13 protein-coding genes are annotated in these 15,423 nt (G+C 61.0%); 6 read left to right on the top strand and 7 right to left on the bottom strand.

Features of this window, described 5'->3' with window-relative positions; translation table 11 throughout:
• Nucleotides 1-57 precede the first annotated feature (57 nt).
• Both ACYU70_RS14775 and ACYU70_RS14770 read left to right on the top strand, forming a co-directional pair.
• A complete protein-coding gene (locus tag ACYU70_RS14775) occupies nt 58-1,263 on the top strand; it encodes a homogentisate 1,2-dioxygenase (RefSeq protein WP_342299964.1) in 1,206 nt (401 codons plus the stop codon).
• A 103-nt stretch (nt 1,264-1,366) separates the two neighbouring features.
• Nucleotides 1,367-1,906 (top strand): hypothetical protein, encoded by a 540-nt coding sequence (locus tag ACYU70_RS14770; protein WP_342299963.1) that lies wholly within the window; start codon nt 1,367-1,369, stop codon nt 1,904-1,906.
• Nucleotides 1,907-1,984: 78 nt separating this feature from the next.
• On the opposite strand, the gene ACYU70_RS14765 is transcribed toward ACYU70_RS14770, so the two are convergent.
• The 4 genes from ACYU70_RS14765 to ACYU70_RS14750 all read right to left on the bottom strand — a co-directional run bounded on the left by ACYU70_RS14765 (nt 1,985) and on the right by ACYU70_RS14750 (nt 6,104).
• On the bottom strand, nt 1,985-2,716 hold the full coding sequence (locus ACYU70_RS14765; protein WP_342299961.1) for a hypothetical protein: 732 nt from the start codon (nt 2,714-2,716) through the stop codon (nt 1,985-1,987).
• A 135-nt stretch (nt 2,717-2,851) separates the two neighbouring features.
• Nucleotides 2,852-3,598 carry a hypothetical protein gene (locus ACYU70_RS14760; protein WP_342299959.1) on the bottom strand — a complete coding sequence of 249 codons (747 nt, stop codon included), beginning with the start codon at nt 3,596-3,598 and terminating at the stop codon, nt 2,852-2,854.
• 42 nt (nt 3,599-3,640) lie between these two features.
• On the bottom strand, nt 3,641-5,203 hold the full coding sequence (locus ACYU70_RS14755) for a hydroxymethylglutaryl-CoA reductase (protein ID WP_342299957.1): 1,563 nt from the start codon (nt 5,201-5,203) through the stop codon (nt 3,641-3,643).
• A 142-nt stretch (nt 5,204-5,345) separates the two neighbouring features.
• Nucleotides 5,346-6,104 carry an energy transducer TonB gene (locus ACYU70_RS14750; RefSeq protein WP_342299955.1) on the bottom strand — a complete coding sequence of 253 codons (759 nt, stop codon included), beginning with the start codon at nt 6,102-6,104 and terminating at the stop codon, nt 5,346-5,348.
• A gap of 375 nt (nt 6,105-6,479) precedes the next feature.
• Between ACYU70_RS14750 and ACYU70_RS14745 the strand changes: the two genes are divergently transcribed.
• Nucleotides 6,480-7,295 carry a phytanoyl-CoA dioxygenase family protein gene (locus ACYU70_RS14745; protein WP_342299953.1) on the top strand — a complete coding sequence of 272 codons (816 nt, stop codon included), beginning with the start codon at nt 6,480-6,482 and terminating at the stop codon, nt 7,293-7,295.
• Nucleotides 7,296-7,459: 164 nt separating this feature from the next.
• Nucleotides 7,460-8,242 (top strand): SDR family NAD(P)-dependent oxidoreductase, encoded by a 783-nt coding sequence (locus ACYU70_RS14740; protein WP_342299952.1) that lies wholly within the window; start codon nt 7,460-7,462, stop codon nt 8,240-8,242.
• 74 nt (nt 8,243-8,316) lie between these two features.
• On the opposite strand, the gene ACYU70_RS14735 is transcribed toward ACYU70_RS14740, so the two are convergent.
• On the bottom strand, nt 8,317-9,021 hold the full coding sequence (locus ACYU70_RS14735) for a phosphatase PAP2-related protein (RefSeq protein ID WP_342298221.1): 705 nt from the start codon (nt 9,019-9,021) through the stop codon (nt 8,317-8,319).
• Nucleotides 9,022-9,175: 154 nt separating this feature from the next.
• On the opposite strand from ACYU70_RS14735, the gene ACYU70_RS14730 reads away from it, so the two are divergent.
• Both ACYU70_RS14730 and ACYU70_RS14725 read left to right on the top strand, forming a co-directional pair.
• Nucleotides 9,176-10,498 carry an amidohydrolase gene (locus ACYU70_RS14730; RefSeq protein ID WP_342298220.1) on the top strand — a complete coding sequence of 441 codons (1,323 nt, stop codon included), beginning with the start codon at nt 9,176-9,178 and terminating at the stop codon, nt 10,496-10,498.
• A gap of 230 nt (nt 10,499-10,728) precedes the next feature.
• Nucleotides 10,729-13,596, top strand: coding sequence for a M4 family metallopeptidase (locus tag ACYU70_RS14725; protein WP_342298219.1), 2,868 nt, complete (start codon nt 10,729-10,731; stop codon nt 13,594-13,596).
• A gap of 233 nt (nt 13,597-13,829) precedes the next feature.
• Here ACYU70_RS14725 and ACYU70_RS14720 read toward each other — a convergent pair whose 3' ends face one another.
• Entirely contained in the window at nt 13,830-14,564 is a 735-nt protein-coding gene (locus ACYU70_RS14720; RefSeq protein WP_342298218.1) for a hypothetical protein, read from the bottom strand.
• Between the two features lie 81 nt (nt 14,565-14,645).
• The gene (locus ACYU70_RS14715; protein ID WP_460616034.1) at nt 14,646-15,389 is read right to left on the bottom strand and encodes a tetratricopeptide repeat protein; all 744 of its coding nucleotides are present in this window, start codon (nt 15,387-15,389) and stop codon (nt 14,646-14,648) included.
• Between the last annotated feature and the right edge of the window lie 34 nt (nt 15,390-15,423).

Here is a 15,423-nt window from a genome sequence, read left to right as displayed (position 1 = left end):
TCGCAATGACAGGCGGCAGCCCGTAACTTCACGGTTCCAATCCCACCCCTCTTCGTTATGTCGCATTACCACCGCCTCGGCCAGATTCCGCGCAAGCGGCACACCCAGTTTCGCCAGCCCGATGGCTCCCTGTATTCGGAGCAGCTGGTGGGCACGCTCGGGTTTCACGGCGTGTCGTCGCTACTTTACCACGTGCACCCGCCGACTCAGATTAAGCATGTGGGCACACCCAAACCTTTTGCCCCGAAGCTGATTAAGGACCGGCCGCTCCAGCCCGAGCACCTGCGCACGCTGGCCCAGACCAGCACCGGCGGCGACTACCTGGCCGCCCGCCAAACGCTGCTCGGCAACGCCGACGTGACCATGTCCATCTGCAATCCCACGGATAAGCGGATGGATTATTACTACAAAAACGCCCAGGCCGACGAGGTGATTTTCGTGCACGAAGGCCGGGGCGAATTGTGGAGCCAGATGGGCAAAGTGGCCTTCGAGCCCGGCGACTACGTGGTGGTGCCGCGCACCGTAATCCACCAGCTGCACTTCGAGGAAGGACCGGTGCGACTGATGATTATCGAGTCGTTCAGCCCGGTAGAGACCGTGCGGCGCTACCGCAACCACTTCGGCCAGCTGTTGGAGCACTCTCCCTACTGCGAGCGGGACATGCGCCCGCCGAGCGAGCTGATTACTGAGGAATATCCCGAGGGCGATTACGTGATTCACACCAAGAAAGAGGGCCTGCTGCACGAGCTGACCTACGCGCACTCGCCGTTCGACGTGGTAGGCTGGGACGGCTATTTCTACCCCTACGCCTTTAGCATCCACGATTTTGAGCCGATAACCGGCCGCCTGCACCAGCCGCCGCCCGTGCACCAGACGTTTGAGGGGCATAACTACGTCATCTGCTCCTTCGTGCCGCGTTTGTTCGATTATCATCCGCTCAGCATTCCTGCGCCCTACAACCACTCCAACGTCGATTCCGACGAGGTGCTGTACTATGTGGCTGGCAATTTCATGTCGCGCAAAGGGGTTGATTTGGCCTCCTTTACCTGGCACCCCACGGGGCTGCCGCACGGCCCGCACCCCGGCACCGTGGAGGCCAGCATCGGCAAAAAGGAAACCCACGAGCTGGCGGTGATGCTCGACACCTTCCGCCCGCTCTACCTCACCGAAACGGCCCTGCAATACGTGGACGGCCGCTACCCGATGAGCTGGAACCCCGGCTTCGTGCCCGACCCGCCCAAATCGGCGGATATGATGGACTAAGCTGCTCGTTGTAACTTTGAAGAACTACCGTAGCGGTTGCCCCCGAACTCTTTAGCGACCAAGCTACGTATATCGACCCTACTCATCAATAGCCCGACAATCTATGAAGAAGCTACTTTTCCTCGCCCCCGTACTGGTGCTGCTGACGGTGTTCGGTTGCAAAAAGAGCCTGCTTGACCAGCTCCTGACGTTTACCGTGGATGTGTCGCAGAACTCCCGAATCCCCCCGCCCAGCATTTTCTACACGGGCCTGCCCCGGCCGGTATCCATCATCACGAATTCGGAAGCCTCGTTTCGCAACAACAAGACTGCCCGCGACAAGGTCAAAAACGTGCTGCTCGACCAGATGCAGCTTACCCTGGTTAGCCCGGCCGCGCTCAACTTCGACTTCCTCGATACCCTGCGGGTTTACATCAATACGCCCAAGGCTAATAACCGGGTTTTGCTCGCGCACCTCTACAATCCGCCCAAGGGTGCCAAAACGCTGACGCTTATTCCAACCACCGACCGCCTCGATGACTACCTGAAGGCGGATACGTACGAGCTGACGGTGTACAGCCGGCAGCGGCCGAATTACTTTATTATGGATTCCCTCACCATCCGTTCGGACACACGCTTTAAAGTAACGGCCGACCCACTGTAGCTGCACGCAAAATCAAAAAAGCCCTTTCCGCACGCGCAGAAAGGGCTTTTTTGATGCTCTAACGTGAGTCGAAGCCTGCTACTTCACCACCGCCACGCGGTTGTAGCGGTCAATCATCTTGGCTACGTCGGCGGGCTGGTCGTATTGCAGGTGCTGGGCGTTGGCGAAGGTGCTGATTTCGCCTTCGCGCTTGCCAAACAGGCGCAGAACATCGGTCTGGTTGAGCGTGATGGGGTGCAGCGGCTCGGTAGGCTCGTTGCCGACGCCGACCAGCAGCATGGGGGCCATGGAGAGGCGGCCGGCCACCGCATCGGCTCCCGAGGAATAAATGCGGGCCAGCAATAGCGGGCCGGCATCCACGGCCGTGAGCACTTCCACAAATTCGCGGCGGGTGCCGGCGCTGCCTTCCTTCACCAGGCGGGGGCGGAAGCGGCGCAGGGCATCGGCCCCGGTGCCGCCCATCTCGCCGATATCGAAGCCGCGCAGGCTGCCCACGGGCCACAGGTGCGTCGAATCGGTGTTGATGGAATCCTGGGCTTCGAGCAGGCGCATGCCGGCGTGGAAGCGCAGGCCCGGCACCGGCCGGTAGCGCCCGTCGAACGTGCGCAGGGCACCGGGCTGGAAGCTGCCATCGCCGAGGAAGCCGGTGGCCTGGCTTTTCAGGCCGGCCCGCAGGGTGGCAGCGGTGGGGTTGCGGTTGCTTTGGGCGTAAATGGTGCGGGCTTCAGCCTGCTCCTTCGCGGCCTGGGCATTGGCCTGCTGTGCGCCGGCAAGTAAGAAAATAGCAAATAAGTAGAGGTGGGGTCTCACTAAAAGCACTAAAAAATGGTGAATAGTACAGGGGGCGTCAAAAATACGATAATTAGGCGGTTGCGCTCCGGTGCAGCGCATTTTCAAGCACCGTGCCAGCCTGGGCCTGGAGTAGCGCGCACTTTGTAGTTCGCGCTACGGCTGCTTGAAAGACAGTTGGTTATAATATTCTACCATGCGCAGCACCTGGCCCAGGTCGGTGTAGCTCAGGGATTGTTTGGCCGCCCAGGCCGCTACTTCGGAAGCCCGTGAGCCAAAGAGTTGGGTCACATTCTTTTGGGTGAGGAGCACCGCCCGGAGCGGTTCTTTGGCCACGAGGTCGGTGCCGGCCAGCACTGTCTGGCCGATTTCGGTGTGCTCCGGCCGGGTTTCGGTGTGCAGAATGGGGTCGAGCTGGGCATCTTCGTGGTGGTAGCTGTGCTGCAGGGCCAAGACTAGCGGGCTGTTGTCGGACTGCGTCAGCACCTCCGCAAAGTCGAGCCGGGTGCTGCCGTTGCGCACCATCTTGCTGCGGAAGTGCCGCGCCTCGCTGCCCCGGCCCAGGTAAAAGCCGTCGAGGCTGCCGGGCGGCCACACGTGGCTGCCGGTCGAGTCGCGCACTTCCAGCAGGCGCAGGGCCACATTGTATTTCAGGGCCGGCACCCGCACCTGGCGCTTGTCGAGCAACACCAGCGTGCCCGGCTGGTCCACGCTGATGAGGTAGGCCTCGGGGGCATTCACCAGGTCTTTGCGCATACGGGCCAGGGCATCGGGCGCGTTGGCCCGCTGGTAGAGGTCCATGCCGATTTCGGTGAGGTCGCGCTGGGTTTGGGCGTGGGCGGATGAGGCCAGTAACAGGCCGGTCAGTAGCAGGCCGGCCCCAAGTTTTTGGGTAGTGGTCATGTAGAAAATGGAAAGGAAAAAGACGGGTTGGCCCCGTGGCGTTTAACGGTTGCGGCCATACTGCTCGTGGCTGCTCACCCAGTCGGAGCTGGAGATGGCCGCGCCCAGGCTGAGCTCGCCGGCCAGCACCACGCCGGCCACTATTTCGGCAAACTTGCGCACCGTGCCCCGGCCCACGCAGCCCAGCATTTGCAGGCACTCGTTTTGGGTGGCCAGGCCGGTGCCGCCGCCGTGGGTGGCCACGATGAGCGACGGAATGGTGATACTGATGTACAAATCCCCGTCCTTGTTCACCTCCGAATACAGGATGCCGGCCGAGGATTCGCTCACGTTGGCCACGTCCTGCCCCGTGGCGATGAACATGGCCGTGATGCCGTTGGCCGAGTGCGCGCCGTTGTTGTTGGCCCCCGAAATGAACGCGCCCACGTTGCTCACTTGCCCGTGGTAGGCCAGCTGCTCGGGCGTCACGCGCATGCGCTGCATCAGGATGTCGCGCTTTATCACGGCTTCGGCCACCACGCGCTTGCCCCGGGTCCGCATCACGTTGATTTGGGAGGCCTTTTTGTCGGTGGCGAAGTTCGATTCGAGGTAGAAGTGCTCCACTTTCGCGCCCTTGTAGTTCTCCAGAATCCAGGAGCAGGCGGCGAAGGTGGCGCGGCCCACCATGTTCTGCCCGGCCGCGTCGCCGGTGCTGAAATTGAAGCGCAGGTAGGCGAATTTGTTGCTCAAATACGTGTCGATGTACTGCAACTTGGCCACGCTGGAGGTGCTTTCGGCCTGCGGCCGAATCTGGTCAATGGTGTCTTCCACCCACTTGCCAAAGTCCCGCGCCCCGCGCGCATCATCAAACACGAACACCGGGGCGCGCTGCATGGCGTCGCCCACCACGGTGCATTTCACGCCGCCGCATAGGTTCAGCACCTGCATGCCACGGTTGTAGCTCGCTACAAGGGTGCCCTCGGTGGTGGCCATCGGAATCAGGAAATCGCCTTGGGCGTGCTCGCCATTCACGGTCAGCGGCCCGGCCAGGCCCACCGGAATCTGGGCCACACCCATGAAATGCTCGCAGTTGCCCTGCAGCTGGTGGGCATCGAAGGAGTAGTGCTTGAGGTGCTTGAATTCCTTCTCCGAAAACTGCTCGGCGAAGCGCTGGCGGGCCGCGATGGCGGCCTCGGAATAGTCGTCTTCCTCGGAGCGCGGAATGCGGGGCTTGGAGCTGGCCACGCCCACAATGGCGTCTTCCACCTCCACGTGCAGGTCGCCAAAGGCATCGGTCGAAAACCACATCTGCACCGGATGGATACCCTCCGGCAGGGCCGGCATGTCGAGCATCACCGTGATGGCGCGGCCCACGGGCAGCTCTACGGCCTGTCCGTCGGCATCGATGGCCGTAGCGGCGCGCTGCTCACCGTTGCCCAAATCGACCCGGATTTTCTCGGCCGGTACCAGCACCTCGCCAATCTGCACCTGCTTGAAACCAGTCACCTTCACGGTATCGAGCCGGTTTTTGAGGCTAAAGGCCACGCCCGCGTTTTCGGGCAGGTTGTGCAGGCTGCCGCGGGTGTAAAGCAGCTTGAGGAGCATGGGGCTGGGCGTGAAAACCATAGGGCGGAGAGGGTGGGGGAAGTGGGAATTAGGAGCGGTGCGGAGAGCAGGGGTGAAGGTGGGGAATTTTGGGCAGAATGTCCAAATAGTAATTCCCGTAAAAGACAAGGTAATGGGCTAGGAATAGACGAAATGGCTACTTCTATTTTGATTCAAATGTAACAGGTAGCGTTAGGCTCATACTCACCGGTTTGCCGTTCTGCTTGGCCGGTTCAAACCCTTTTAGTGACCGCACTACGCGTAATGCTTCGTCGTCAAACAGCGGATGTAGGCCTTTGACCACGGTAGCATTGTGCACCAAACCGTCTTCGCCCACTGTGAAAATGATAAATAGCCGTCCGCTTACGTGGACTGTGTCAGCATGAGAAGGCCACTTTAGATGCTGCTGAATATACTTAATCAGTGAACTGGTGCCGCCGCCACGAAAACGTGGGACTTGCTCGACTACCATCCCCAAAAACGGTGGCAAACTTGTCTCATCTAATATTAATGAGGCGCGTGCTAGTGAGTCGCGCTTTGCCTCGGCAAGCCGCTCCCGTTCCGGCTTAGCAACTTCCTGCGTGTAATCAATTGTAGTTCGCCGCACCTGCGCCAGCGCTTCATGCGCCGTAAAGCCCTGGCCCACCACCAGCACCAGCGCCACCAGAAACCACTTCATGCGCCGCGTCAGTGTCGGCAGAGTCTGCTGCACCTGCGCAGCCCGAAAGCTGCCGCACACCCGGCCATCGGGCGCGGCGGCGCGGGCGGCGGCTAGGTCAGCCACAGGGTTTGTTGATTGGCTGAAATCCTGCACCACTCGCTGGCAGCTATCGCAAAATTGCCCTTGCGGATGGGTACGGAAAGCCGTGGGCCCAACGGTGCACGGCTGCAAAGCGGCATTGAAAGTGGGTAGCAGGAGCATGGCCAAGCGGAAAGAAGCGGGAAAAGATAGAAATTTTCGCAGCTAATGCGGCTTCTGCAACGGCCTTATTTGCCTTTTCTTGTGCGGCGCTGTTCCGGTGGCGGGTTCCCGGCGCGGGGAATAGTGCTGGAATACGTGCTGACCATTAAAGCATTGCCTCGCAATTGCCGTCAGCGCAGGCGCGCCCTGAAGCGGGTATTCACCATCTGTTCACCCGTTGATTTCGTATTTGCCGTCCCGAAACTACCATGCGGCGGCGCGGTTATAGCCGCCGTGCTGCCCGGATGCCCCCGCCCAAAAACCGGCAGGGGCCGCGCCGGACGTATTACCTTTGTGTGTCGCCCGGGAATACCCGGCGGCCGCCAATTTCCTGTTATGGCCCTATCCTCTGACTATCCACGCTTCACGCTCGGCAGCACCCTTACCGCCGAGCAGCGGGCTTTTTTTACCAAATACGGTTTCCTTCACTTCCGGCCCTTCGCCTCGCCCGAATACGTCCAGCAAATCCTCAAAGCGACCGAGGATGTGCAAGCCAAATGGCTGGCCGAAGGCGTAGAAAAAGTGAACGGCGTGCCCATTAAATACGGCCACGACGTGGACGGCTCGCGCATTGTGCAGCGTTTCGCCTTCGCCTCGCAGCACCACCCCGTGTTGCACGAATTGCTGCAAGATGACCGTTTTAAGGCTCTTTTTCCGCTCCTCGAAGCCGAAGGCGGCCGCGTGGGCGAGAACGAGAAAGACGGCCTCGTGGTGAACCACTACGTGAACGTACCCGGCTCCGAATTCAGCCAGATGGGCTGGCACACCGACTCGCTGCGCGACGTGTTCTACGGCAAGCGCATCGGCCCCATGCTCAACGTGGGCCTGCACCTCGACGGCACCAAGGCCACCAACGGCGGCCTGCGCGTGATTCCCGGCACCCACCGCCAGGGCCTGCACAAGATGCTGTTTCGCAAGAAATACTACAAGGACGTGTTCTACGACCCCAACGAGGTGGCCATCGAAACCGAGCCCGGCGACCTCACCGTGCACGACGGCCGCATGTGGCACCGCGTGGCCCAATCGCCGCTGGTAGGCCCCGAAAGCCGCCGCCGCGTGATGTACGTACCCATCATCTCGGGCAAGTACCAGCCCAAGAGCGAGGACAGCCCCACGCCGTTCTACCTGCGCTTTTTGCATTTGGTGAAGTAGAATAGGCGGAGAAAAAGAACGGTCATGCTGAGCGGAGTCGAAGCATCTCTACCGCGAAGAGTAATCCAATTGAAAGGGATTAGTTACGCGGTAGAGATGCTTCGACTCCGCTCAGCATGACGGCCTTATAGCAAGAATAATACGACAATATCACCTTCGAAAAAATGGCCTACGCCCTCGTTACCGGCGCTTCGCGCGGCATTGGCCGCGCCATTGCCCTTCTGCTGGCCCAGCGCGGCTACGACCTGCTGCTGGTGGCGCGGTCCGAAGACCAACTCACCAACCTGGCGCTGGAAGTCGGTACCCGGCACAAACGCCAGGCCCACGTGCTGGCCACCGACCTGGCCGCCCCCGCCGCTGCCGAAACCGTGGCCGCCTGGGCCAATCAGCAAGCCGACCAGCTGGCCATATTGGTAAATAACGCCGGCTATGGCCTCTGGGGTCGCTTTGAGCAGCTCAGCCTAACCGAGCAGCAAAACATGATGCAGTTGAACATGCACCTGCCCGTGGCCCTCACCCACGCCCTGCTGCTTACCCTGCACAAAGCTCCGAAAGCCTACATCCTGAACGTGGCCAGCACCGCCGCCTATCAGGCCGTGCCCTCGCTCTCGCTCTACGCCGCCAGCAAGGCATTTTTGCTGAGTTTCAGCCGCGGCCTGCGCTACGAACTCAAAACCAGCAATATCTCAGTGACCTGCCTGAGCCCCGGTGCCACCACCACCAGCTTTGCCGACCGCGCCGGCATGGGTGCCGAGCTGCAAGCCACTGCCAACAAAGTCTCGATGACGCCTGAAGCCGTGGCCCTGGCTGCAGTGAACGGCCTGCTGGCCGGTGAGGCCGAAATAATCCCCGGCGTGCTCAACAAGGTGTCGGCCGGCCTTACCAGTCTGGTGCCCAAGGGCATTGTGGAGAAGATTGCGGCCGGGATTTACGAGAAGTATTTGTAGAGTTTTAGCAAATTGTAAGACAGAAAAAAGGCCGTTCGGTGATTCCGAACGGCCTTTTTTCTGTCTGGAGAAATCTAATTCGCATCGGCGAAGCTGCCTTTCTGCTTCGTAATTCGCCCGGCCAGCCAGTAGGCGGCCCAGGCGAAAAATGGCGCGGCCAGCACATCGTAGGAATAATGCACGCGTTGCACCAGCACCAGCAGGCCTACGGTCATGCTCATCAGGCCCAGCACCCAGTGCCACTTGCGGCCCCGGCCGGCCAAGGTAAGGAGCACCATGGTGGCGGTGTGGCCCGAGAAAAATAGGTCGCGCACAATGGGCTGGGTGGTTACTTCAAAAATGCGGTCCATCACCGGGTCGTGCAAGATGACCAGGGTGGTGGGCGGCTCCAGCGGCAGCAGCCAGAGCGTGACCATCCGCATCAGTTGCAGGAAATAATAGGCCCACAGTGCCTGCAAAAGCCGTTGCGGCCGGGGCAGAAGGTAGGCCAGCGTGGCCGCGATGGCCCCGTAAATCAGCGCGAACGTGAGCATCGAAACGTCGTGCACCGGCAGCAAATCCAGCAGCGGGTCGGACAGCCGCTGGCCGGGGCGCGCCTGGATGAAATGGTAGAAGCCCGGCACCACCGGCAGCAGCCCCAGCAGGCCCAGCAGCACCGCGCCCAGCCGCAGGCGGAAACTTATTGAAGCCCAGGCGGCTGGCCAGGTGCGCGGCCGGGCCGGCGGGCGCGGGGCATCAACGGGATGGGGCAGGGGGGGCGGGGTCAGAATCGTAGCCACAAAAAATAATTGGTTCGGATAATGGGCAGAGAATAAATCGACGCGCAAAAATACGTTCCAGCCTGAACAGTAGCGCGCTGGTTGGCAACGGCGACGTAACATTGCCAGGTGGCCGAATCGTGCCGCCCGGCTTTTACTTCATCGCCCCGATTTTATGACGCGCTTTTTACTTACTGCTTTGCCGGCCGGCCTCGTGCTGGCACTGGCCGCCGCCCCCGCCGCCCACGCCCAAAATGCGGCCCTCGATGCCCGCATTGCCCAGCTGGCCACTCAGGAAGAAAGCAAAGTCATTGCCTGGCGGCGCGACATCCACGAGCACCCCGAACTCGGCAACCAGGAAACCCGCACCGCCGGCATCATCGCCGCCCATCTCAAAAAGCTGGGTTTCGAGGTGCAAACCGGCGTGGCCCGCACCGGCGTGGTGGGCGTCCTGCGCGGCGGCAAGCCCGGCCCCGTGGTGGCCCTGCGCGCCGACATGGATGGCCTGCCCCTCACCGAAAACAATGATTTGCCCTTCGCTTCCAAAGTAAAAACCACCTACCTGGGCCAGCCCGTGGGCGTGATGCACGCCTGCGGCCACGACACCCACGTGGCCATGCTCATGGGCGCGGCCGAGGTGCTGAGCCAAGTAAAAGCCGACCTGCCCGGCACCGTCAAGTTCATTTTCCAGCCCGCCGAGGAAGGCTCGCTGCCGGGCGTAGAGGGCGGGGCCAAACTCATGGTGAAGGAAGGCGTGCTCGACAAGCCCAAGGTCGACGCGGTGTTCGGCGTCCACATCAACGCCCAGACCGAAGTGGGCAACCTGACCTATCGCCCGGGCGGCGAGATGGCCAGCTCCGACCGCTTCACCATCAAGGTGCACGGTAAGGGCTCGCACGGCGCTTATCCGTGGAACAGCGTGGACCCGGTGGTGACCGCCGCCCAGATTATCATGGGCCTGCAAACCATCGTGAGCCGGCAGGTGAAGCTGATTGACGACGCGGCCGTGGTCACGGTGGGCACCATCAACGGCGGTGTGCGCTACAACGTCATCCCGCCGGATGTGGAAATGTCGGGCACTATTCGGGCACTGAACCCCGAGGTGCAGAAGCAAATCTGGGCCAGCATCCGCCGCATTGCCACCAACATTGCTGAGAGCGCCGGGGCCACGGCCGATGTCACCATCGACCCCTATGTGCCCGTGACCACCAACGACCCCGCCCTCACGGCCCAGATGCTGCCCACGCTGCAAGCGACGGCCGGCGCGGCCCACGTTCGGGAAATAAAAGCGGTGACCGGGGCCGAAGATTTTTCCTTCTATCAGGAGAAGGTGCCTGGCCTGTTCCTCTTCGTGGGCGGCATGACAAAGGGGCAAAACCCCGCCACCACCGCCGACCACCACACAGCCGGCTTTCGCATCGATGAAAGCGGCCTTACGCTGGGCGTGAAAACCCTGGCCACTCTGGCCGCTGACTATTTAAACTCCGGAAAGCACTAGCAACAATCAAACCAAATAATTATTCAGGTTAAAGAAATATTGCAATTTGGTTAAGTGCAATTACCTCTTCATTGTTTGTTCATCAAACGTACAAGATTTCGGTATTATTGATAAATCAATGACAAATGCCTCATTGGGCTGATAAAGTTGTCTAGGTTGCGGCTGCTTAGATGCAAAATATTCAAAATTTGCTCAGGCTTAGTGTCCCACCAACAACCTATTTCAGTTACATGAGAAAACAATACTCAGCTGCGGCATTACTGATGCTCGGCGGCCTGGTTGCCACCACCGCCAATGCCCAGGACGCCGCCCGCGTTCAATCCAAAGTATTAGGCGAAGACAACCAGCCCGTGCTGGTGCAGTTCAGCGCCGAAGCTAAAATGGCCTCCCGGGGCATGAGCGGCGACCAAGTGCTGCGCCAGCAATTGGCCCTCACCAACGCCGACCAGATGGTGCAGCGCACCGCCGAAACCGACCAGCTCGGCTTCACCCACCAGAAATTTGCCCAGTATTACCAGGGCATCCGCGTGGAGCACGCCGACTATACGGTACACTCCAAAGCCGGCACCGTGGAAAGCATCAGCGGGGATTTTGAGAAAATCTCGGGCCTGAACACCACGCCTTCGATGAGCGCAAGCGCGGCCCTTGACCGTGCCCTGGCCCACGTAGGTGCCCGCCAGTACAAGTGGCAATCCAACGAAGCCGACGCCGCCTCCTTCCTGCCGAAGGGCGAGTTGGTGATTGTGCGCGATGCCCGCGTGAGCTCTGAAACCGGCCCGCTCGTGCTGGCCTGGAAATTCAACGTGTACGCCTCGCAGCCCATCAGCCGCGCATTCATTTATGTGAATGCCAGCACCGGCCAGGTGGTGTTGCAGGACAACATCATCAAGCACACGGCCGGTACGGCCACGTTTGCCACGGCCTACAGCGGCACCCGCTCGCTGGCCAACGAAACCGTCACCGGCGGCTGGCACCTGAAGGAGTATACCCGCGGCCTGGGCATCGAAACCTACAACTGCAAGAAAAGCAACAGCTATACCGCCGCCACCGATTTCGTGGACGCCGACAACAACTGGACGGCCGCCGAGTACAACAACGCCAACTACGACAACGTGGCTGGCGATGCTCACTTTGGCGCCCAAGCCACTTATGACTACTGGAAAAACGTTTTCGGCCGCAACAGCTATGACAACGCCGGGGCCAAAATCAAGAGCTACGTGCACTTTGATGACGTGCCGGGCGGCGCGGGCTACGAGAATGCCTACTGGGACGGTGTAGAAATGACCTACGGCGACGGCGCCAGCACCTTCAAGCCCCTGACGGCGCTGGACGTGTGCGGCCACGAAATCGGCCACGCCGTGTGCGAAAAGACGGCTAACCTGACCTACGCCAACGAATCGGGCGCGATGAACGAAGGCCTGTCCGATATCTGGGGCGCCAGCATCGAGCAGTACACCACGGCCGCTTTGGGCCTCACCAAATCAACCTGGGATATCGGCGAAGACATCATGAAAGCCGGCGGCGCGCTGCGCTCCATGAGCAACCCCAACCTCTACGGCCAGCCCGCTTACTATAAAGGCACGTACTGGGCGGCTACGACTACGTCGCCATCCAACGCTAACGACCAGGGCGGCGTGCACACCAACTCGGGTATCCTCAACTACTGGTACTACCTGATTTCGGTGGGCAAGTCGGGCACCAACGAGAAAGGCTTTGCCTACAACGTGGGCGCTATCGGCATCTCGGATGCGGCTAAAATCACCTTCCGCATGGAAAGCGTGTACATGACGGCTGGCTCGACTTATGCCAATGCCCGCACGTACTCGATTCAGGCCGCTACGGACCTGTTCGGCGCTACTTCGACCCAGACGCAAGCAGTGACCAACGCCTGGTATGCTGTAGGCATCGGCGCAGCTTATAGCAGCGGCGGCGGCGGCACCACCTATTGCACGTCGCAGGGTGCCAGCGTGGCCTACGAGTACATTGCCCAGGTTGCCCTCGGCAGCATCAACCGCACTTCGGGCGCTGATGGTGGCTACTACGACGGCACGGCCCTGACCACGAGCATCGCCCAGGGTTCGGCCCAGACCGTTACTTACAAGGCCGGCTTCGTATCGAGCGCCTACACCGAGTACGTGAAAGTGTACATCGACTACAACAAAAACGGCGTGTTCACCGATGCTGGTGAGAACGTGGTTTCGGGCACGGTGACTTCGGCTACGGCTGCTACCGGCAGCTTCACGGTGCCGGCTACGGCTACCGTGGGTGCTACCCGCATGCGTGTTACGCTGAGCGACGCCGCCGCTACCACCAGCTGTGGCAGCTACAGCTACGGCGAAACCGAAGACTACACGGTGAACATCACTGCCGGCAGCGGTGGTGGCACGCCCACCTATTGCGCCAGCAAAGGCACCAGCGTGGCTTATGAGTACATCGACCTCGTGAACCTGGGCAGCATCAACCGCACTTCGGGCGCTGATGCCGGCTACTACAATGGGACGGCGCTGAGCACTACGGTTGCAGCCGGCTCAGCCCAGACCATCAACTTCTCGGCCGGCTTCACCGGCACGGCCTACTCGGAGTACGTGAAAGTGTACATCGACTACAACCAGAACGGCGTGTTCACCGATGCTGGTGAGAACGTGGTGAATGCCGCTGCCAGCAGCGTAGCCACCACCCGCTCGGCATCCTTCACGGTGCCCACCACGGCCAAAAGCGGTGCCACCCGCATGCGTGTGACGCTGAGCGACGCCAGCGCCACCAGCAGCTGCGGTACCTACAGCTACGGCGAAACCGAAGACTACACGGTGAACATCACCGGCGGTACGGGTATCGCGGCCCTGACCGGCAACACGGTTACCAACGGCTCGAAACTGCTGGCCGTGTACCCCAACCCGGCTACCGACGTGCTGAACCTGATGCTGCCGGATAATGCCGAAATCAAGAGCGTGACGGTGACCGACGTGCGCGGTGGTCGCATCGAAGGCTTGTCGCTGAACAACGGCGTACTGAGCATCGGCCGCCTCGCCAATGGCATGTACACCCTGACCGTGAGCGACGGCAAGCAAGTGTACCACCAGCGCTTCGTGAAAGAGTAGTCCTCTTTCTGAAGTAGTAAAAAAGGCCCGTCAGCATTGCTGGCGGGCCTTTTTGCTTTTGTCATCTCTTTGTCGTCTGTCATCCTGAGTCGTCTGTCATCCTGAGTCGTCTGTCATCCTGAGCAGAGCGAAGGACCTTATCACGTTCGCATCGACAGAATTACTGCAAACTGTCCTTTGGTGATAAGGTCCTTCGCTCTGCTCAGGATGACAGATGACCTTAGACCAGAAACCTACTCCAGTGAGTAATCCAGCTTGAGCATCACCGTGCCAAAGCCGTCCTTGTTGGCCGAGGCGCCGCCGAGGCGCAAGTTTATGTCGTCGAGCTGGTCGGTGGTGGTGAAGTAGTAGTTGCCTTCGAGGTTGGCGCGCAGCTTGTCGGTGAGGCGCACGCTGAAGCCGGCACCGACGGGGAAAGCCATGGCCATTGCCGGGTAGTCGTTGCGCTCGGGGGGCAGGAAGCTCGTGCCATCGGTGGCGCGCTCGGTGCCCATGTAGGACTGCGGATTGTAGAGCAACAGGCCCGCGCCGCCCTGCACGAATACCTGGAAAACCGGGGCTTCGGCCATCGAGGCTGCGAACACGGACTCGTCGGGCAATAAATCGAACCGGAAGAACACCGTGCCCAGGCCGTTGGTGCTGGTGAAGGCCAGGCCGCGCTCTTTGGCTTTGTCGCGTGCGCCCATCTCCACGTAGGAAAACTCGCTGCCCAGGTGCAGGTGCGGCGTGAGGCGGTAGAGCACGCCCAGGCTCAGGGCCGGACCCAGGAAATTATCGCCGAGGCTGTTGCCCAGGTCGCCGTTATACAGGGCCGTGCCGCCGCCGAGGGTGACGTGCAGCGGCCCCCGGAAGTAGGCCCGCTCCTGGCGGTTGTAGTGCCGGACGGGGTGGTGGTACTGCGCGTAGGCCGTGTGGCTGCTAAGTGCGCCGGCCACCAGCCCTCCAAAAATCAACGAGCGAAACCGCATATTATCGGGTTAAGTGAAACAAAGACCGCCTATACGGAGCCCAACGCGCAAACCGCTGAAAACCGTTTAGTCGGCGCGGTTTTATTTGAAGGTGCCCTGGGGGTCGGGCAGCTTGGCCAGCAGGTCGGTGATGAGGTCGAAGTCGAGGCTGCTGACGCTGGCGTTCTGGCCTTTGTGCACGGCATCCCAGGCTTCGGGGTATTTTTCCTGGTAGTAGAGGCCGCGGGCTAATTGTTGCCAGGCGTTGGCGTTGGTGGGCTCGGCGGCGGTGGCGCGCTGCAGGAGGGTGAGGCCCATGGTGAGGTCCTTTTTCTTCTTGGTCTGGCCGTAGCGGATGAGGTAGCTCGCGCCGAGGTCGCTCATGAGCAGGACGCTGGTGGGGGCGATGCCGAAGCCTTTGCTCAGCAGGGCAATGGCGGCATCGGGGGTGGGCTGGCTGCTGGCGATGATGCCCAGGCCGCGGTAGGCTTCGGCGTTCTGGGGGTTGAGGAGCCAGGCCAGGTTGAAGCGGTAGGTGGCCGTGTCAAGTTGGTTTTCGCGCAGGTATTCGTAGCCCTTGTTGGTGAAAAACGTGCTGGCTTCGGCGGTGGAGGCGAAGCTGGCGGCAATGGCCTTGAGCTGCGCTTCGCCCAGCAGTTGGGTGGCCTGCGTGGGGTTGAGGCCGCCGAACAGGGGCTGTAGGCGAATGGGCTTGCCCGGGGCCGGGGCGGCCAGGCTGCCGTCGGCGTTGGCGGTGGTGCTTTTGCGCTGGGCCTGGGCGGAGGTGGTGCCCAGCAGGCCTACCAGCAGCAGGGCGGCCAGGGCCGGCGATATATTCTTGAGCAAAGCAGAAATCAACACGAGTGCGAATAAATAAATG

It is taken from the genome of Hymenobacter segetis, from assembly GCF_054776495.1.
This window is presented reverse-complemented; position numbering and strand designations above follow the sequence as displayed.